The sequence below is a fragment of the Albidovulum sp. genome, assembly GCF_049646345.1.
Taxonomy (GTDB): domain Bacteria; phylum Pseudomonadota; class Alphaproteobacteria; order Rhodobacterales; family Rhodobacteraceae; genus Albidovulum.
The window spans coordinates 1-17958 of sequence record NZ_JBARVQ010000699.1 but is presented as its reverse complement, the minus strand read 5'-3'; the positions used below and the strand labels follow the sequence as shown (position 1 = coordinate 17958).

Annotated in this window: 16 protein-coding genes; 12 read left to right on the top strand and 4 right to left on the bottom strand. The window is 62.6% G+C overall.

The window, feature by feature from the left end:
• The 3 genes from WBB85_RS18275 to WBB85_RS18265 form a co-directional block, all read left to right on the top strand.
• The coding region (locus WBB85_RS18275; protein WP_432640023.1) for an IMP dehydrogenase at nucleotides 1–216 on the top strand (216 nt) is incomplete at its 5' end.
• Between the two features lie 58 nt (nucleotides 217–274).
• Nucleotides 275–1459 carry an RsmB/NOP family class I SAM-dependent RNA methyltransferase gene (locus WBB85_RS18270; protein WP_432640022.1) on the top strand — a complete coding sequence of 395 codons (1185 nt, stop codon included), beginning with the start codon at nucleotides 275–277 and terminating at the stop codon, nucleotides 1457–1459.
• Between the two features lie 104 nt (nucleotides 1460–1563).
• The gene (locus WBB85_RS18265) at nucleotides 1564–3870 is read left to right on the top strand and encodes an ATP-binding protein (RefSeq protein ID WP_432640021.1); all 2307 of its coding nucleotides are present in this window, start codon (nucleotides 1564–1566) and stop codon (nucleotides 3868–3870) included.
• Nucleotides 3871–4042: 172 nt separating this feature from the next.
• On the opposite strand, the gene WBB85_RS18260 is transcribed toward WBB85_RS18265, so the two are convergent.
• On the bottom strand, nucleotides 4043–4645 hold the full coding sequence (locus WBB85_RS18260; RefSeq protein ID WP_432640020.1) for a hypothetical protein: 603 nt from the start codon (nucleotides 4643–4645) through the stop codon (nucleotides 4043–4045).
• Nucleotides 4646–4838: 193 nt separating this feature from the next.
• On the opposite strand from WBB85_RS18260, the gene recA reads away from it, so the two are divergent.
• The 4 genes from recA to WBB85_RS18240 all read left to right on the top strand — a co-directional run bounded on the left by recA (nucleotide 4839) and on the right by WBB85_RS18240 (nucleotide 9534).
• A complete protein-coding gene (gene recA, locus WBB85_RS18255; protein ID WP_432640019.1) occupies nucleotides 4839–5915 on the top strand; it encodes a recombinase RecA in 1077 nt (358 codons plus the stop codon).
• Between the two features lie 174 nt (nucleotides 5916–6089).
• Nucleotides 6090–8753, top strand: a complete 2664-nt coding sequence (gene alaS, locus WBB85_RS18250; RefSeq protein ID WP_432640018.1) for an alanine--tRNA ligase — start codon at nucleotides 6090–6092, stop codon at nucleotides 8751–8753.
• Nucleotides 8750–9046, top strand: coding sequence for a DUF1330 domain-containing protein (locus WBB85_RS18245; RefSeq protein WP_432640017.1), 297 nt, complete (start codon nucleotides 8750–8752; stop codon nucleotides 9044–9046). The genes alaS and WBB85_RS18245 overlap by 4 nt, the downstream gene beginning before the upstream one ends.
• Nucleotides 9046–9534 carry an MOSC domain-containing protein gene (locus tag WBB85_RS18240; RefSeq protein WP_432640016.1) on the top strand — a complete coding sequence of 163 codons (489 nt, stop codon included), beginning with the start codon at nucleotides 9046–9048 and terminating at the stop codon, nucleotides 9532–9534. The genes WBB85_RS18245 and WBB85_RS18240 overlap by 1 nt, the downstream gene beginning before the upstream one ends.
• On the opposite strand, the gene WBB85_RS18235 is transcribed toward WBB85_RS18240, so the two are convergent.
• Entirely contained in the window at nucleotides 9506–9964 is a 459-nt protein-coding gene (locus WBB85_RS18235; protein ID WP_432640015.1) for an Lrp/AsnC family transcriptional regulator, read from the bottom strand. The genes WBB85_RS18240 and WBB85_RS18235 overlap by 29 nt on opposite strands.
• A 114-nt stretch (nucleotides 9965–10078) precedes the next feature.
• Between WBB85_RS18235 and WBB85_RS18230 the strand changes: the two genes are divergently transcribed.
• The 3 genes from WBB85_RS18230 (at nucleotide 10079) to WBB85_RS18220 (ending at nucleotide 12767) form a co-directional block, all read left to right on the top strand.
• The gene (locus WBB85_RS18230; protein WP_432640014.1) at nucleotides 10079–10285 is read left to right on the top strand and encodes a DUF6356 family protein; all 207 of its coding nucleotides are present in this window, start codon (nucleotides 10079–10081) and stop codon (nucleotides 10283–10285) included.
• The gene (locus WBB85_RS18225; RefSeq protein WP_432640013.1) at nucleotides 10286–11077 is read left to right on the top strand and encodes a class II glutamine amidotransferase; all 792 of its coding nucleotides are present in this window, start codon (nucleotides 10286–10288) and stop codon (nucleotides 11075–11077) included.
• Between the two features lie 145 nt (nucleotides 11078–11222).
• Entirely contained in the window at nucleotides 11223–12767 is a 1545-nt protein-coding gene (locus WBB85_RS18220) for a trimethylamine methyltransferase family protein (RefSeq protein ID WP_432640012.1), read from the top strand.
• A gap of 57 nt (nucleotides 12768–12824) precedes the next feature.
• Here the strand turns inward: WBB85_RS18220 and WBB85_RS18215 are convergent, their stop codons facing one another.
• The gene (locus WBB85_RS18215) at nucleotides 12825–13115 is read right to left on the bottom strand and encodes a DUF6477 family protein (RefSeq protein WP_432640011.1); all 291 of its coding nucleotides are present in this window, start codon (nucleotides 13113–13115) and stop codon (nucleotides 12825–12827) included.
• Between the two features lie 220 nt (nucleotides 13116–13335).
• Here WBB85_RS18215 and WBB85_RS18210 point away from each other — a divergent pair, with 220 nt between their 5' ends.
• Nucleotides 13336–14481 carry a DUF6456 domain-containing protein gene (locus WBB85_RS18210; RefSeq protein WP_432640010.1) on the top strand — a complete coding sequence of 382 codons (1146 nt, stop codon included), beginning with the start codon at nucleotides 13336–13338 and terminating at the stop codon, nucleotides 14479–14481.
• A 61-nt stretch (nucleotides 14482–14542) separates the two neighbouring features.
• Here the strand turns inward: WBB85_RS18210 and katG are convergent, their stop codons facing one another.
• Nucleotides 14543–16723, bottom strand: coding sequence for a catalase/peroxidase HPI (gene katG, locus WBB85_RS18205; RefSeq protein ID WP_432640009.1), 2181 nt, complete (start codon nucleotides 16721–16723; stop codon nucleotides 14543–14545).
• Between the two features lie 152 nt (nucleotides 16724–16875).
• On the opposite strand from katG, the gene WBB85_RS18200 reads away from it, so the two are divergent.
• Nucleotides 16876–17826 (top strand): hydrogen peroxide-inducible genes activator, encoded by a 951-nt coding sequence (locus tag WBB85_RS18200; protein ID WP_432640008.1) that lies wholly within the window; start codon nucleotides 16876–16878, stop codon nucleotides 17824–17826.
• The last annotated feature ends 132 nt before the right edge of the window (nucleotides 17827–17958 follow it).

Here is a 17958-nt window from a genome sequence, read left to right as displayed (position 1 = left end):
ATCGAAGGTCAGGTGCCCTACAAGGGCTCGGCGGCGGCGGTCGTGCATCAGCTTGTCGGCGGACTTCGCGCCGCGATGGGCTATACCGGTAACCGCACGGTGGCCGAGATGCGCAAGAACTGCAATTTCGTGCGCATCACCGGGGCAGGGCTGAAGGAAAGCCATGTCCATGACGTGCAGATCACCCGTGAAAGCCCGAACTACCGGGTGATGTAAATTCTAGTGATCGCCTTGCCTTGCAGGGCGACCCTCATGCGGATCGGAAGGCTGGGCCATGACCCCTGCGGCACGGATCGGCGCGGCGATTGAGATACTGGATCAGGTGCTTGCGGGGGCCGCAGCCGAGCAGGTTCTGACCTCATGGGCGCGCTCCAGCCGGTTTGCCGGTTCGGGCGACCGGGCCGCGATCCGTGATCATGTCTTTGATGCCCTGCGCTGCCTGCGCTCTTTCACGGCCCTGTCCGGAGCGCGCGAACCGTCTGGCCGCGCCCTGATGATCGGGGCGCTGCTTGCATCCGGCGACGACCCAAAGGCGCTGTTCAGCGGCGAAGGGCATGCGCCTGCCGGTCTGAGCGCTGACGAACAGACATTGTTGGCAGCGGCACCCGCGCCGGAGGATCTGGAGCTGTTGGTCGCACTCGATTGCCCCGATTGGCTCGCACCGGCCTTGCGCCGGTCGCTTGGCGATGACCTACCCGCCGTGATGACGGCGATGCGGGAGCGTGCACCGGTCTTCCTGCGCGTCAATGCCGCCCGCGGGACGCTGGCTGAGGCGCAGGCGGCGCTGGCTGAGGATAATATTCCGACCCGGCCCCATCCGCTGGCGGCGTTCGCCTTGGAAGTGACAGGGAATGCCCGCCGGATCAAAAACGCCTCGGCCTACTGCGATGGCGTTGTCGAGCTTCAGGATGCCAGTCCGCAAGCCGCAGTGGAGGCGTTGCCCCTGCGGCCCGGAATGCGCGTGCTCGATTACTGTGCGGGCGGTGGCGGGAAGAGCCTTGCAATGGCGGCGCGGGTGCAGGGCCACTTTGTGGCGCATGATGCCGCGCCCCAGCGCATGCGCGACCTGCCGGAACGTGCGCGGCGGGCCAAGGCGCGGATTGATGTGAAGACCCCTGACGGGTTGCGCGGCAAGATGTTCGATCTGGTGGTTCTGGATGTTCCCTGTTCGGGCAGCGGCACCTGGCGGCGTCAGCCGGATGCCAAATGGACCCTGACGCCTGAGCGGTTGGATCAGTTGACCCGGCTGCAATCGGATATTCTCGACGCGGCGCTTGCCTACACCGCGCCGGGCGGTGCCATCGCCTATATGACGTGCTCCCTGCTCGATACGGAAAACCAAAGCCGGATTGCAGCCTTTCTCAGCCACCATCCCGACTGGCGGTTGTCGGGCGACCGCCTGTTTACACCGCTGGAGGGGGGCGACGGGTTTTACAGCGCTCTCTTGACGCGGATATAGGGCGGACTCTACACAATTTATAATTGAGTTTTCGGCGCGGTTAATCGCTGCTTAAGCATTTCCCGTCCGAATGCGGGGGATCGAATCTGTAGGGAGGCACGTTTGTGTCGCATCCGGCGCTTACACCGCATCCGCTGACACGGGCCGCGCTCGTTCTGGCACCACGCAGCCAGTATCTGGTGTTTGCGGCTGTGATCTGTGCGCTGATCGCCTATTTTGCGACCGACCGGTTCACCGGGGTTGCGGTCTTGTCCGTTGCCGGAACGTTTGTGGCGCTGGCCGGGATGATCACGCTGCTGACCGCGCGCCATGGACGGGCCCGGAACGAACTTCAGGCCCAGATCGCCGAATTCATCGCGCATGATGCATCGCCAAGCTTCACCACTGACATCGAGGGGGAAGTCTGCACACAGAACCGTGCGGCGGTCGAACGGTTCGGCAGCCGCGGCGGGCAGACGCTGACCCGGACATTGGGCGAGGTGTTCGCCAACCCGGCGGCAATTCTGCACCGGATGCAAAACCGGGCCGAGGCGAGCGGGGCCGCCCATGAAGATCTGGTAACCCGCCGGGGCCATGTCCGACTGGCCGTACATCGCGTGGGAGAGACGCATCTTCTGTGGCGGCTTGAGGATATGACGGAACGTGCCATTGGCGGACGCGGGGCCGAAACGATCAGTCTGCCGATGCTGACCGTATCGAAGACGGGCATGATCCTGTTCATGAACGAAGCGCTGCGCAGGCTCGTCGGAACCCGCGTCAAGACGCTCGACCGTATCTTCCGTGATCTGCCGGTGCGCTCGGGCGAAGAGCATGAAATTCTTGGCGCCGAAGGTCCGGTGCGCACGCTTGTGACGTCGGTGGACAGCGGGGGCGGTCGGCGTGAAATCTATCTGCTGCCGGTGCCCGAAGGCGGTGTTCCCACCGGCGATCCCACAGCGTTTGAGACATTGCCGGTCGCGCTTGTCCGGCTTGACGCCGATGGCTGTCTGCGTGAGGCCAATCGCGCCGCGCGGGCATTGCTGGGAGAGGTTGAGACGGGAACCGAACTCGCCGCGATCCTTGAGGGGCTTGGTCGCCCCGTCGGTGACTGGCTGGCCGATGCGCTCGCCGGGCGCAGCGATCGCCGGCCGGAAGTGCTGCGCGTGCGCGGATCGGATCAGGATGCGTATCTGCAGGTGACATTGACGCGGGTGGTCGAGGCGGGCCAGCCGGCCCTTGTCGCGGTCCTGTCGGACGCGACCCAGCTGAAGACGCTGGAGGCGCAGTTTGTGCAAAGCCAGAAGATGCAGGCCATTGGGCAGCTTGCGGGCGGTGTGGCGCATGATTTCAACAATCTTCTGACCGCGATATCGGGTCATTGCGACCTGCTTCTCTTACGCCATGACAAGAGCGATCCGGACTATGCCGATCTGGTGCAGATCAATCAGAACGCCAACCGGGCGGCCAGTCTCGTCGGGCAGCTTCTGGCCTTTTCGCGCAAGCAGACGCTGAAGCTGGCGACCATTGACCTGCGCGATACCTTGTCCGATCTGACGCATCTTCTGAACCGGCTTGTCGGGGAAAAGATGCGGCTGACCCTGACCCACGACCCGGATCTGGAGCCGATCCGGGCGGACAAGAGGCAGCTTGAACAGGTGATCATGAACCTGGTCGTGAATGCCCGCGATGCGATGCCGGATGGCGGTGAGATCCGGATCGAGACCGAGATGTTGTCACTCCGGGAAGAGCTTCGGCGCGATCGGGCGACCGTCGCCCCCGGTCACTATGTCATTGTGAGGGTCACGGATGAAGGTGCCGGGATTGCGCCCGAGCAGTTGCCCAAGATCTTTGAGCCGTTCTATACGACCAAACGGCAGGGTGAGGGGACCGGACTTGGCCTCTCGACGGCCTATGGCATCATCAAGCAAACCGGCGGCTTCATCTTTTGCGACAGCTTTCAGGGGCAGGGAACGACCTTTACGCTTTATTTCCCGGCGCATAGTCAGACCGAGGAAGCCGAAGCTGACCCGGTGCCGACAGCGGCACCACGACGGGCGTCGGTTTCGGGGGAAGGCGTCGTTCTGCTGGTCGAGGATGAGGCCCCGGTGCGGGCCTTTGCCAGCCGCGCCCTGCGGATGCGCGGATATACGGTGATTGAGGCTGAAAACGCCGAAGAAGCCCTGAAAACGCTTGAAGACGCGGCGCTTGCCGTCGATGTGTTTGTGACCGATGTGATCATGCCCGGCATGGATGGCCCGTCATGGGTGCGGGTGGCGCTGGAACAACGCCCCAATACGCGGGTGGTCTTTGTCTCGGGCTATTCCGAGGAAAGCCTGAGCCAGACCCGCGACAGCATCCCGAATTCGGTCTTTCTGCCAAAGCCGTTTTCGCTCAGTGAATTGACGGCGACCGTTCAGGGCCAGCTTCACTGAAGCATTCCCGGGCTAGTGTTGCGGCAGAAAGGGCCCGAACCCGAACGGTAGATGCTGCATATTTTCTGACTTACCCCCTGGGGGGTGCCGGTACGACTGAACCGACGGCAGCATGTGGTTTGGGCCAGTTGCCCGGGATCCTGCGAAAAAGTCACTGAATGTCGCGATGCCGTCAGCGCGGGGCGGGTTTCAGCGAGTCATACAGCGCGAAATCACGCTCATGTTCCGTGAGCAGACGGTTCCGCAGGTCAGGCGAAAGGTCAAGCGAACCCGAAGGCGACACATTGAGACGCGGCAAGGAGATTTCGCAATCGAGCCTGTCTTCGAGGAAGGAGATAAACCCCCCCATGTCGTCATATCGGAAGATCTGGTCGACACCCGGCCCCTTCTCTGGAACCAGGAACCGGCTCTGACCACCGACCTGTGCATAGTGCGGCTGCGGATCTGACAGGTAGCCTTCTACGAAGGTGGTAAAGCTCAGCCCGGCGGTGCTGCGCTCCGGCTGACTCACGCTGTGTCTTTGCCGATACCGATACCAGCTGCCGAGCCAGTCAAGCGGTTCGCGCATGACCGCGACGACCATGAAATCCTCGTCCGCAGCTTTTTCGAGGAAAGGCGCGATATGACGCCAGTACTGACGCGCAGAGGTGTGTTTCAATTCTGGCGGACGCTGGATGGCGACGCTGGCAAGCGATTCGAGCGCGGCCTCAATGGCAGTCGAGCCGGTCTTGGGCGTCGCCAGATAGACCAGTCTTTGCTTCCAGAACACCAGCATCGAGAACCCTTTCCAAGCTACAGCTAAAGATTTCGCGCATCCGTTAACTAAAGTTTTACCCGAAGGAGAAAAAGTCGATTTTAGGAAAATTGGGTTGATCTGTTCACTTTTTGATCTCATAAGGAAGAGAACAAGAGGCGAACACGAGCAATGATTGCCGCGCCCCGTGGGGTGTGAAATAAGGAAGCGAAACATGGCGACAGCGGATCTTCTGAGCATGAACGACAAGCGCAGCGCGGACAAGCAAAAGGCGTTGGACAGCGCATTGGCACAGATCGAGCGGCAGTTCGGCAAGGGCTCGATCATGAAGCTCGGCGCCGACAACCCGGTGATGGAGATCGAGGCGACCTCGACCGGATCGCTGGGCCTCGATATCGCTCTGGGCATCGGCGGTTTGCCGAAGGGCCGGGTGATCGAAATTTATGGTCCGGAAAGTTCCGGCAAGACCACGCTGACCCTGCATGCGGTGGCTGAAGAGCAGAAAAAGGGCGGGGTTTGCGCCTTTGTCGACGCCGAACACGCGCTCGATCCGCAATATGCCAAGAAACTGGGTGTAAATCTCGATGAACTCCTGATCTCGCAGCCCGATACCGGTGAGCAGGCGCTGGAGATTGTCGATACGCTGGTGCGGTCCGGTGCGGTCAGCATGGTCGTCGTGGACAGCGTCGCGGCCCTCACGCCGAAATCCGAACTTGAAGGCGATATGGGCGATTCAAGCGTCGGCGTTCATGCAAGGCTGATGAGCCAGGCCATGCGCAAGCTGACCTCGTCGATCAGCCGGTCGAACTGCATGGTGATCTTCATCAACCAGATCCGCATGAAGATCGGTGTGATGTTCGGATCGCCTGAAACCACGACAGGCGGCAATGCGCTGAAATTCTACGCCTCTGTCCGCCTCGATATCCGCCGCATCGGTGCGATCAAGGACCGGGATGAGGTCGTGGGCAACACCACCCGCGTAAAGGTTGTGAAGAACAAGGTGGCGCCGCCCTTCAAGCAGGTCGAATTCGACATCATGTATGGCGAAGGCATCTCCAAGACCGGGGAACTGATCGACCTTGGCGTCAAGGCCGGTGTCGTAGAGAAATCCGGCGCCTGGTATTCCTACGGTGATGAACGCATCGGCCAGGGCCGCGAGAATGCCAAGCAGTTCCTGAAGGACAATCCCGATATGGCGTGGCAGATTGAGGACAAGATCCGCGCAAGCCATGGGTTGGAGTTCGGATCGTCGGATGAGGACGGCCCCAACGACGATGTGATGGAAGCCTGACCCGCGGACCGGGTTCCGGATCGAAAGAAATTCAAGGCGGGGACCGAAAGGTTCCCGCCTTTTGCTATTGCGCGCCCCGCAACGTCCATGCTGCAGCGCAGGAATATGGACATGGGGGCAGACAAGGGCTAACACGCCAAGGCTGATCCCTTCCGCCGAAAGAGGCCTGCCCCGATGCCCAGCCTGAACGATGTCCGCTCGACCTTCCTCGACTTTTTCCGACGCAATGATCACCAGATCGTCGACAGTTCTCCGCTGGTGCCGCGCAACGACCCGACATTGATGTTTACCAATTCGGGCATGGTGCAGTTCAAGAACCTCTTTACCGGGGTTGAAACGCGGGACTATGTGCGTGCCTCGACCAGCCAGAAATGTGTACGCGCGGGCGGCAAGCACAATGACCTCGACAATGTCGGCTACACGGCGCGTCACCATACCTTCTTTGAAATGCTGGGAAATTTCAGTTTCGGTGATTATTTCAAGTCCGAGGCGATCCCCTATGCCTGGGAACTTCTGACCAGGGATTTCGGGCTGAACAAGGACAAGCTTCTGGTCACGGTCTATCACACCGATGATGAGGCGGCGGGCATCTGGAAGAAGGTCGCGGGGCTGTCGGACGACCGCATCATCCGCATCCCGACCGACGACAATTTCTGGCGCATGGGTCCGACCGGCCCCTGCGGCCCTTGTACCGAGATCTTCTACGATCACGGCGACCATATCTGGGGCGGCCCTCCGGGCTCGGCCGATGAGGATGGCGACCGCTTCATCGAGATCTGGAACCTCGTCTTCATGCAGAACGAGCAGTTTGAGGACGGCTCGATGCGCGCGCTCGACATGCAGTCGATCGATACCGGCATGGGGCTGGAACGGATCGGTGCGCTCTTGCAGGGCAAGCATGACAATTACGACACCGACCTGATGCGGAGCCTTATCGAGGCTTCGGCCCATGGAACGTCGTCGGATCCCGACGGGCCGGGCAAGGTCCATCACCGGGTCATCGCCGACCATCTGCGCTCGACCTCGTTCCTGATTTCCGACGGTGTGATGCCGTCGAATGAGGGGCGCGGTTATGTTCTGCGACGTATCATGCGGCGGGCGATGCGGCACGCGCATCTTCTGGGCGCTCAGGACCCGCTGATGCATCGCCTCGTTCCAGCGCTGGTACGCCAGATGGGGGCGGCCTATCCGGAACTGACCCGCGCGCAGGCGCTGATCGAGGAAACGCTGAAGCTGGAAGAAACGCGGTTCAAGCAGACGCTGGACCGGGGTCTGCGGCTTCTCGACGATGAACTCGGCCGACTTGGTGAGGGCCAGCCACTGCCGGGTGCGGCAGCATTCAAGCTCTATGATACCTATGGTTTCCCTCTTGACCTGACGCAGGACGCATTGCGCGAAAAGGGTCGCAGCGTCGATGTCGCGGGCTTTGATCACGCGATGCAGGAACAGAAGGCCAAGGCGCGCGCCGCCTGGGCCGGGTCGGGCGAAACCCAGGACGCAACGATCTGGTACGATCTTGCCGAAAAGCACGGGGTCACGGAATTCCTTGGCTACGATACCGAGACCGCCGAGGGGCAGATCCTCGCGCTGGTTGCTGATGGCAAGGAAACCGGATCGGCCGCCACAGGTGCGAAGGTGCAGATTGTCGTCAACCAGACGCCGTTTTACGCCGAAAGCGGCGGTCAGGTCGGGGATAGCGGCCTGATCCGCACCGATACCGGTATGGCGACGGTGAGTGATACCAGAAAATCGGCGGGTGTCTTCATTCACATCGCCGAGGTGACCGAGGGCGAGATCGCGCGCGGCCAACCGGCGAAGCTGGAAGTGGCCCATGCCCGTCGCAGCGCAATCCGCGCCAACCATTCGGCGACGCACCTTCTGCATGAAGCGCTCCGCAAAGCGCTTGGCGAACATGTCGCACAGCGCGGATCGCTCAATGCCGAGGATCGGCTGCGCTTTGATTTCAGCCATTCCAAGGCGTTGGATGGTGCGGAACTGACCGGGGTTGAGGCCGAAGTGAATGGCTTTATCCGTCAGAATACGCCCGTCGAAACCCGGATCATGACGCCCGACGATGCCCGTGCGCTTGGCGCGCAGGCGCTGTTTGGTGAGAAATACGGTGATGAGGTGCGGGTTGTGTCCATGGGGCGCGAGCCCGGATCGGGCAAGGGCGCGGATGGCGCGACCTATTCTCTAGAGCTTTGCGGCGGCACGCATGTGAAGCGCACCGGCGATATCGGGACGTTTGTTCTGCTCGGCGATTCCGCCTCTTCGGCAGGTGTGCGCCGGATTGAGGCCCTGACCGGTCAGGCGGCGATGGACCATCTTCGCGCGCAGGACCAGCGGTTGGCCGAAGCTGCGGCGAGCCTCAAGGCACCAGTGTTCGAAGTTCCGGCGCGGGTGAAGGCGTTGATGGACGAACGCAAGGCGCTGGCCAATGAGGTCGCGCAGTTGCGGCGCGAACTGGCGATGGGAGGCGGGGCCGCAGCGGCTGCGCCGGATCGTGAGGTGAATGGCATCAAGTTCCTGCCGCAGGTCGTCTCGGGTGTCTCGGGCAAGGATCTGCCTGCGCTGGTCGATGAGTTGAAAGCGCGCGTGGGATCGGGCGCAGTTCTGGTCGTTGCCGATACCGGCGGCAAGGCGGCCGTGGCAGCGGGTGTTACTGCCGACCTGACCGGGCGGCTTTCGGCCGTCGATATCGTCAAGGCGGCGGCCGAGGCGCTTGGTGGCAAGGGCGGCGGTGGACGGCCGGATATGGCGCAGGCCGGGGGCGCGGATGCGTCGAAAGCCGAGGATGCCGTCAAGGCCGCAGAAGCAGTGATCGGAGGGATCAAATGAGCGAGACCAAGACAGCCTTGTGGATTGCCCATGTGACGGTAACGGACGCCGAGGCTTACGGCAAATACGCCACGGCGGCAGGTCCGGCGATTGCCAAGCATGGCGGCGTGTTCCTGGCACGTGGCGGGCGTCATGTGCAGCTTGAAGGAAATGACCGGCCCCGCAACGTGGTGGCGCGTTTTCCGTCGCTGGAGGCGGCGGTCGAATGTTACCACAGTGCGGAATATCAGGCGGCTTTGGCCCATGCGAAGGGTGCCAGCGAACGCGACCTGATGGTGGTCGAGGAAGCCTGATGACGGGGCTTGCCCGGCTTCTGGCGACGCATGCGGGGGCAGGGTGGGTGACGTGGATCGGGCTTCGCCCGGAACGGTTGGCCGAACCGGTTGTCCTGACCGAAGCGGTCGCGACCGAAGCAGGGCTGGAGGGGGATCATGCCAGCGCGGGGCGGCGGGCGATCACCCTTGTACAGGCCGAACATTTGCCGGTGATCGCAACCCTTTGCCGCCGTGACGATGTGGCACCGGACCTCTTGCGGCGCAATCTGGTGATCGGGGGGATCAATCTGACCGCCTTGCGTCATGCGCGGCTGAGTGTGGGCGGGGCAGAGATTGCCATTACCGGCCCGTGCCCGCCCTGTTCGCGGATGGAAAAGGCGCTGGGGACAGGCGGATACAACGCGATGCGTGGCCATGGCGGCTGGTATGCCGAGGTGATCCGCCCGGGGCGGATCGCACTCGGCGATGCGGTCAGGGTCACAGCGGCAGCTCCGTCGTCTCCTTGATCTCTTCCATCACGAAACTGGCCGAGACATCCGCCAGTTCGATCCGCCGCGTCAGATCCTGGTAAAGGCGGTCATAGGCCTTCACATCCGCGACGCGGGCGCGGATCAGATAGTCGAGGTCGCCCGACATCCGGTAAGCGCCGAGGATCGCGGGCATGTCGCGCGTGGCCTTCGCGAACCGGTCGAGCCAGTCCGCCGCATGCCTGTCGGTGCGGATCAGCATGAAGACTGTCAGCCCGAGGTCGAGCTTGTCGGGGTCCAGAAGCGCCACGCGCCCACGAATAACCCCCGAAGCCTCCAGCGCCTTGACCCGCCGCCAGACGGCGTTGCGCGACAGGCCGACCGCTGCGCCAATCTCCTCCAGTGGCATGGACGCATCGCGTTGAAGTAGTTTCAGGATTTTGCCATCAAATGTGTCGATTATCTCCATAATCCTATGTATCTTAGGAAAAAATCAACGAAGCAAGTGCAGAGTCCCATAAAATTGCGACCTGATCCCGCAGCCGCTGCGATACCGTTACGCCACCTGCATGAGGAGGCAACCATGATCGCGAAGCTTTTCACCGACCACCCGGCCAGTGTTGACGAATCCTATCTGGAACATGCGGCCTTTGCGTCGCGCTTCTCGCTCGCGCTCTTTGGCGCGGCTTTCGCGGCTTTGGTCCATGCGCTGTTGCCGTTCATGTTCGAAAAAACCGCCAGCCGCACTGTCGCGCGGCTTTATACGCGGACCCATAACCGAGGCAAGTGAATGTGCAGATGGGCGGCCTATACCGGCACTCCGATTTTTCTTGAAGACATCGTCAGCCGTCCGGGTCATTCGCTGATCCACCAAAGTCAGGGGGCGACGGAGTGCAAATCGGCGATCAATGCCGATGGGTTCGGGCTGGCCTGGTATGGCGAACGTCCCGAACCGGGGCTGTTTCGCGATATCCTGCCAGCCTGGTCGGACCCGAACCTGCGCTCGCTGACCGCTCAGGTGAAATCGCATCTCTTTCTGGCCCATATCCGCGCCTCGACCGGGACGGCGACCAGCCGCAACAACTGCCATCCTTTCGCCGTCGGCACCTGGTCTTTCATGCATAACGGTCAGATCGGCGGCTATGACCAGTTCCGCCGCGATGCCGAGATGCTGATCCCCGACCACCTCTATGCCCACCGCAAGGGCGCGACGGATAGCGAGGCCTTGTTCCTGATCGCGCTTGGTGACGGATTGGCCGACGACCCGAAGGGCGCGCTGGAACGCGCGACGGCCCGGCTGGACGCCCTGTCGCGGGAAAAAGGGACGGGCCCGCATGTGCGGATGACGGTGGCGTTTTCCGACGGTGTCCAGCTTTATGCCGCGCGTTATGCGACCGACGACAAGGCGCCGACGCTCTATCACCGCTGGTCGGAAAGCCACGGTGGCCGGGCTGTTGTCTCTGAACCACTGGAGACTGGCGAATGCTGGGATGAGGTGCCGCCGGGCAGCTTCTGCACCTTCAATGGGAAGGGCGTAGTGGTCGAACCCTTCGTCCCGGATAGACTGGCCCGCGCGGCCTGATCGCCGGGGGCAGGCCTGCCCGTTTCGGTGGTGACGTCACCGTCAAATGTCGTTTTCGCCCGCGAAGCGCCGCATCCCGCAATCGGGAACGGGGCAATCAGAGTACAAGGTGGCCGAAAGCGACATTGTCAGGAGACTCGGGGAAATGAGCGAAGTTGCGGAAGGCCGGCGGGCACGGGGTGGCGGCGGTGCCGCGCGGCGGGCGGAACGCACCGCAGTGCGTATCGAATGCGCCAAGTTCATCGAGCGAAACATTCCCAACCTCGAAATCCTCAACGACGAGGCGCTGGAGATCATTGAGGCCAATGCCGAGACGATCCTGGAAGAGATTGGCGTCAACTTCGTCGAAAATCCCGAGGCGCTGAAGCGCTGGAAGGATGCAGGCGCCGATGTGCAGGGCGAGCGTGTGCGCATCCCGAAGGGCCTTGCCCGTCAGCTATGCAAGACCGCGCCGTCCTCCTATGTCCAGCATGCCCGCAACGCCGAGCGCAACGTGACCGTTGGTGGCCGCGGCCTTGTCCTCGCGCCGGTCTATGGCCCGCCTTTCGTGCGCGACGCCGATGGCGGCCGCCGTTATGCGACGCTGGATGACTTCCAGAAATTCGTGAAGCTCGGCTATATGTCGAAATGGCTGCATCATTCGGGCGGTACGGTTTGCGAACCGACCGATATTCCGGTGAACAAGCGTCACCTCGACATGCTGCTCGCGCATATGACCCTGTCGGACAAGCCCTATATGGGTTCGGTGACCGAGCCGGTCCGGGCCGAGGATTCGGTCGAGATGTCGAAGATCCTCTTTGGCTCCGACTTCGTCGACCAGAACACGGTGATGACCTCGCTCATCAACATCAACTCGCCGATGACTTTCGACGGGATCATGATGGGGGCGCTTGAGGTCTATGCGAAGGCCAATCAGGCCTGCATCATCTCGCCCTTCATCGTCGGCGGCGCGATGGCGCCGGTGACGGTTGCGGGCACGCTGACACCGGTCATTGCCGAGGTTCTGGCGGGTGTCGCCTACAGCCAGCTGATCCGTCAGGGCGCGCCGGTGATCTTCGGTGCCTTCGTGACCTCGATCGACATGAATTCGGGCGCGCCGACCTTCGGCACGCCGGAAGCGTCGCACATCACCTATGGCGCGGGCCAGCTTGCCCGCCGCATGGGGCTGCCCTACCGTTCGGCCGGATCGTTCTGCGGCTCAAAACTGCCGGACGCGCAGGCGGCGTACGAGACGTCGAACTCGCTCAATATGGGGCTTCTGGCGGGTGTGAACTTCATGCTTCATGCCTGCGGCTGGCTGGAAGGTGGCCTTGTGTCGTCCTTCGAGAAGTTCGTGATGGATGCCGACCAGCTGGGCGTGTTGCACCATGTCGCCAAGGGCATCGACATGTCGGAAACCGGTCAGGCGATGGATGCGATCCGCGAAGTGGGTCCCGGTGGCCACTACCTCGGCTGCGCCCATACACAGGCCAATTTCAAGCAGGCCTTCTGGCGGACCGAGATGCTGGACTACAAACCCTATGAGACCTGGGAAGAGGAAGGCGCCCGCGACACCGTTGCACTGGCCAAGGCACGCGTTGCCAAGCTTCTGAACGACTACCAGAAGCCTGCGATGGACCCGGCGGTGGAAGAGGCGCTGAACGAGTATGTGGCCAAGAAGAAGGCCTCCATGCCGGACGCATTCATGTGATCTGACGCCTCAGTCAAACCGAAAGGGCCGCCCGGGGAATCGGGCGGCCCTTTTGCTTTAATGTTCGGCGGGGCGCGGCAACAGCCGGGCTTCGGCCATCATCGCGATCAGCAATTCGATATGGCGGATGAAGCTGTAGCTGGCATCGCCCGACTGGCGGGTTGTTTCCATCCTGTGTTCTTCCTCCAAAAGCATGGCGAGCGCCCGATCAGGGGCGGGCGCATTGGCCATGCGCATCACCCGGCCAAAATCCCGGTTGCGCCTGTAATCCGCAACCCCCGCGCGTGCGGCGCGGATCAAGAGGCGTGGGCGGCGCAGGTCGCGGACCATCGACAGGATATCGGACATCATCATTCTCCCGGATCATTTCACCGCAAGAATGAAACAGGATGGCCAGATGTTGCGGATTGTTGCCGGGCAGCGTCCGCCGCTTTCAAGGAAATTTATAATTTATCAACAATTCTCGAGAACGTGCTCGGCCTTAACGATCAGGTAACACATGCAACCGACGGTTGTTGGTGTTGTGGTTAAGGCGGCGTAAACCGCTGGAAGAAGTTCGGGGAAAAACATGACGTTAATGATCCAACTGCCAGCGGCTTTGCCCGCCTGGCTGCCGGAAAACGCGCGCCTCTATCTGCGCCATATCGAAGAAGGAACATCACTCCGGGCGCTGGCCCGATCAGAGGGATACCACGCTTCGACCGTGTTGCGGAAAGTCCGGGCGTTCGAAAATCGCCGTGATGACCCCCTGATCGATGAAGCACTGAACCGGCTGGGGCAGTTTTTCACGCGTTCCGCCGATGCGGACCGGGCACAGGACGCAACTGCAGAAACCTCAAAACAGGAAGGAACTTGCCCGATGAGTGCACCGATCCGTTCACGCCATATCCAGATAACCGACGAAGCGACATTGGAGCGTGAGGCCCGCCGGATATTGCGGCGGCTATGCGAAATCGGCGCGGTGCTGGTGGTCGCCGCCGAGATGGAAAAAGCTGTTGTTCTGAAGGGCACGGTCAGAACGGCGGTCGTTGACCGCTCCATCGCGCAGGCTTTTGCCCTGAAGGACTGGATCGCGGTTCAAAAGACCGGCCGGGTCGCGACCTATGAAATCACCAATGCCGGTCGCGCCGCGCTGAAACGCCTTCTGACCGAAGAACAGGCATCCCGGCCGACCGGTTTCGCCGAGGCGCAGAGCCCGTTCGGCGATCAGCACCGTGACTGGGGGGAACGCACCGTGACCGAAGGGGACGACCGCACCCAGCGTCGTATCCGCTACAATCTTGCCGAAAGCCCGCTTGCCGTGCTGGCGCGGCGCAAGGAAAAGGATGGCTCCCCCTTCCTCAACCCTGACCTTGTCGCCGCTGGTGAACGGCTGCGCGAGGATTTCGAACTGGCCCAGATGGGGCCACGTGTGGCGCAGAACTGGGACCGGTTCCTGACGGTGGGCGACCGGGGTGGGTTCGGCGGTGATGGCGGCATCGGCGGCGGGTCGGGCCGGGCGCGCGACCGGGTGGCGGCTGCCTTGCGCGATCTGGGTCCGGGACTGGGGGACATGGTCCTGCGCTGCTGCTGCTTTCTGGAAGGGCTGGAAGCGGCAGAAAAGCGCATGGGCTGGTCCGCCCGATCGGGCAAGATCGTTCTTCGGATCGCGTTGCAAAGGCTGAAGCGTCACTATGACGAAAGTTATGGTGGCCAGACGCCGTTGATCGGCTGACGGTCCAAAAGAAAAGGGGCGCCACGGGGGCGCCCCTTTCGGGTGTTACATAGTCCAGTGATCAGGCCAGATCGAACCGGTCGAGTTGCATCACCTTGGTCCAGGCCGCGACGAAGTCCTTGACGAAGGTCTCTGCCGCATCGGCGCAGCCATAGACCTCGGCCACGGCCCGTAGCTGGGAATTGGACCCGAAGACCAGATCGGCGCGGGTGCCGGTCCACTTCACCTTGCCCGACTTGCGGTCGTGAGCTTCATAAAGCCCCTCGCTGCCCGCGACAGGCTTCCACTCGGTCGCCATGTCCAGAAGGTTGACGAAGAAGTCGTTCGTCAGGCTTCCCGGCCGGTCGGTCAGAACGCCGTGCTTGGACTGGCCGTGATTGGCCCCGAGAACCCGCAGCCCCCCCACCAGAACCGTCATTTCAGGTGCCGTCAGAGTCAGAAGCTGCGCCTTGTCGATCAGGAATTCCTCGGCGGACACGGTGTAGCGGCCGGTCAGGAAGTTGCGGAAGCCGTCGGCCACAGGTTCAAGCGGCGCGAAGGAGTCGGCGTCGGTCTGGCCTTGCGTCGCATCCGTGCGGCCGGGCGCGAACGGCACTTCGGCACCGTTCCCTGCGGCCTTTTCGACCGCAGCAGAACCCGCCAGCACGATCAGGTCGGCGAGCGAGACCTTCTTGCCGCCCGACTGGGCCGCATTGAACGCTGTCTGGATGCCTTCCAGTGCCGCCAGAACCTTGGTCAGACGTGCAGGCTCATTGACCGCCCAATCCTTTTGCGGTGCCAGCCGGATGCGTGCGCCATTGGCGCCGCCGCGCCGGTCCGACCCCCGGAAGGAGGAGGCAGAGGCCCATGCGGTCGAGACGAGATCAGAGACCGAAAGGCCGGAGGCCAGCACCTTTGCCTTCAGATCGGCGATGTCGGCGGCATCGATCAGCTTGTGATCGACCGCCGGAACCGGATCCTGCCAGATCAGATCCTCGGCCGGAACCTCGGCACCCAGATAGCAGGCCTTCGGGCCCATATCGCGGTGGGTCAGCTTGAACCATGCGCGGGCGAAGGCATCGGCGAATTCGTCCGGGTTGGCGTGGAAGCGGCGCGAGATCGGCTCATAGATTGCATCGAAGCGCAGTGACATGTCCGCCGTCGTCATCATCGGCGCATGTTTCTTTGACGGATCATGGGCGTCGACGACCATGTGTTCGTCGCGGACATCCTTGGCGCGCCACTGGTTCGCACCGGCCGGGCTTTTCACCAGTTCCCATTCATAGCCGAAGAGCACATCGAAATAGCCCATATCCCACTTGGTCGGGTTGGGTTTCCACGCGCCCTCAATGCCGCTGGTGATCGTGTCATAGCCCTTGCCGCTGCCATGCGACGACAGCCAGCCAAAGCCCTGCGCCTCGATTGCGCCGGCTTCCGGCTCGGCGCCCACGGCCGAAGCGGGGCCGTTGCCATGCGCCTTGCCGAAGGTGTGGCCGCCCGCGACGAGGGCAACGGTTTCTTCGTCGTTCATCGCCATACGGCCGAAGGTTTCGCGCACGTCGCGGCCCGAGGCGACCGGGTCGGGATTGCCGTCCGGCCCTTCGGGATTGACGTAGATCAGGCCCATCTGCACGGCGGCCAGCGGGTTTTCCAGATCGCGCTCGCCCGAATAGCGGCTGTTCTGCTTGTCGCTGGTGGCCAGCCATTCCGTCTCGGATCCCCAATAGATATCCTCTTCGGGTTCCCAGATGTCCGCGCGTCCGCCGCCGAAGCCGAAGGTCTGGAAACCCATCGATTCGAGCGCGCAATTGCCCGCAAGAATGTAGAGATCAGCCCAAGAGATCGCCTTGCCGTACTTTTGTTTGACCGGCCACAGCAGGCGCCGCGCCTTGTCGAGGTTACCGTTGTCTGGCCAGGAGTTCAGCGGCGCGAAGCGCTGGTTGCCGGTCGAGGCGCCACCACGCCCGTCGGCGGTGCGGTAGGTGCCCGCCGCGTGCCAGGCCATACGGATGAAAAGGGGACCGTAATGGCCGTAATCCGCAGGCCACCAGTCCTGGCTGTCGGTCATCAGCGCATAGATGTCTTTCTTCACTGCACCAAGGTCGAGCTTCTTGAATGCCTCGGCATAGTCGAAGTTCGTGCCCATCGGGTTGGACAGGGCCGAATTCTGGTGAAGAATCCGAAGGTTAAGCTGGTTCGGCCACCAATCCCTGTTCGATACATGTTGCTTGCCCGACATCGGGCATCCGCTGTTGCCGTCCATTTTATCCTCCGGTTTTCTTTATATCCCGTCATCGCGCGGGGGCGGCACGGGGCCTCCATGCCACCAGCAGCGATGATCTGCGGGCGTGACTATGCGGGTGGATTGGAATAATTAAAAATTGGAAATTCTTCTTTAGGTGATAAGTTAAGCTTATGTCAGTAACGCTCCGGCAATTGTCCTATTTCCTCGCGCTGGCCGAGGCGCGCAGCTTTGGCGGTGCGGCCCATAGTGTCCATATCTCGCAACCTGCCTTGTCCATGCAGATAAAGGAGCTGGAGACGATCCTGAACGTCACTCTGGTCGAACGCCTGCCGCGCGGACTGCACCTGACGCGGGCGGGGCGCGAACTGGAAGGGCGCGCCCGGCGGATTCTGGCCGAGATCGGCGAACTGGAAGCGGCGGCCCGGCGCAAGACCCTGACGGGGCGGCTCAATCTTGGGGTGATTCCCACTGTGGCGCCCTATCTTCTGCCCCATGCGCTGCCAGCGTTGCGCGCCGATGACCGGACCCGCGACCTGCGCATCCGTGAGGCCAGGACAGAGGACCTGATGGCCGACCTTCAGTCGGGGCGGCTTGATGCCATCGTCATCGCCGAACCCCCACCCGGCCCCGATCTGACCGCCGCCGCCTTGTTCGAGGACAGGTTCCTGCTGGCCGGGAGTGCCGAACGTATCGCCGCAGCCGCCGAGGGGATGGAGGCATTGCGGCCCGCGACGCTCGACCCCGATCAGTTGTTGTTGCTGGATGAGGGGCACTGCCTGGCCGATCAGGCGCTGGAGGTTTGCGGGCTGGACCGGCGCCGGTTGCGGCTCGACCTCGGGGCGGCATCGTTGTCGACGCTTTGCGGCCTCGTGGGGCAGGGGATCGGTCTGACCTTCCTGCCCGAACTTGCCGCCGGAACCGAGGCCGCCGCCGTGCGCCAGATGACCCTGCGCCGCTTCGCCGCGCCGGAACCGTTCCGCCGTATCGCACTTGTCCGACGCTCCACAAGCGATGGAGAGGGCTGGTTCGCGGTTCTGTCAGAGATGCTGGCAAGATCCGGACAGGCCCTGATCGCATCCGCGCGGGCCGGAATCGCATCGGGAACGCGTGGTGGAAGATAGGGTGTCTTCGGTATTTGGATTGGCCTGCTTTTCGGGGCCCGGGCGTAACAGGTGCACCAAGGCCCGGAATCAAGGCGCGCTTGCGCGCCGCCGGGCAGCGCCCGACCGCCCCATGGGCGGGCGCTCCTGCAC

Excerpts from the sequence above, each read along its gene's own strand:
- WBB85_RS18270 (WP_432640022.1), top strand. The coding sequence starts at position 275 with ATGACCCCTGCGGCACGGATCGGCGCGGCGATTGAGATACTGGATCAG.
- WBB85_RS18260 (WP_432640020.1), bottom strand. The coding sequence starts at position 4,645 with ATGCTGGTGTTCTGGAAGCAAAGACTGGTCTATCTGGCGACGCCCAAG.
- recA (WP_432640019.1), top strand. The coding sequence starts at position 4,839 with ATGGCGACAGCGGATCTTCTGAGCATGAACGACAAGCGCAGCGCGGAC.
- alaS (WP_432640018.1), top strand. The coding sequence starts at position 6,090 with ATGCCCAGCCTGAACGATGTCCGCTCGACCTTCCTCGACTTTTTCCGA.
- WBB85_RS18245 (WP_432640017.1), top strand. The coding sequence starts at position 8,750 with ATGAGCGAGACCAAGACAGCCTTGTGGATTGCCCATGTGACGGTAACG.
- WBB85_RS18240 (WP_432640016.1), top strand. The coding sequence starts at position 9,046 with ATGACGGGGCTTGCCCGGCTTCTGGCGACGCATGCGGGGGCAGGGTGG.
- WBB85_RS18235 (WP_432640015.1), bottom strand. The coding sequence starts at position 9,964 with ATGGAGATAATCGACACATTTGATGGCAAAATCCTGAAACTACTTCAA.
- WBB85_RS18230 (WP_432640014.1), top strand. The coding sequence starts at position 10,079 with ATGATCGCGAAGCTTTTCACCGACCACCCGGCCAGTGTTGACGAATCC.
- WBB85_RS18225 (WP_432640013.1), top strand. The coding sequence starts at position 10,286 with ATGTGCAGATGGGCGGCCTATACCGGCACTCCGATTTTTCTTGAAGAC.
- WBB85_RS18220 (WP_432640012.1), top strand. The coding sequence starts at position 11,223 with ATGAGCGAAGTTGCGGAAGGCCGGCGGGCACGGGGTGGCGGCGGTGCC.
- WBB85_RS18215 (WP_432640011.1), bottom strand. The coding sequence starts at position 13,115 with ATGTCCGATATCCTGTCGATGGTCCGCGACCTGCGCCGCCCACGCCTC.
- WBB85_RS18210 (WP_432640010.1), top strand. The coding sequence starts at position 13,336 with ATGACGTTAATGATCCAACTGCCAGCGGCTTTGCCCGCCTGGCTGCCG.
- katG (WP_432640009.1), bottom strand. The coding sequence starts at position 16,723 with ATGGACGGCAACAGCGGATGCCCGATGTCGGGCAAGCAACATGTATCG.
- WBB85_RS18200 (WP_432640008.1), top strand. The coding sequence starts at position 16,876 with ATGTCAGTAACGCTCCGGCAATTGTCCTATTTCCTCGCGCTGGCCGAG.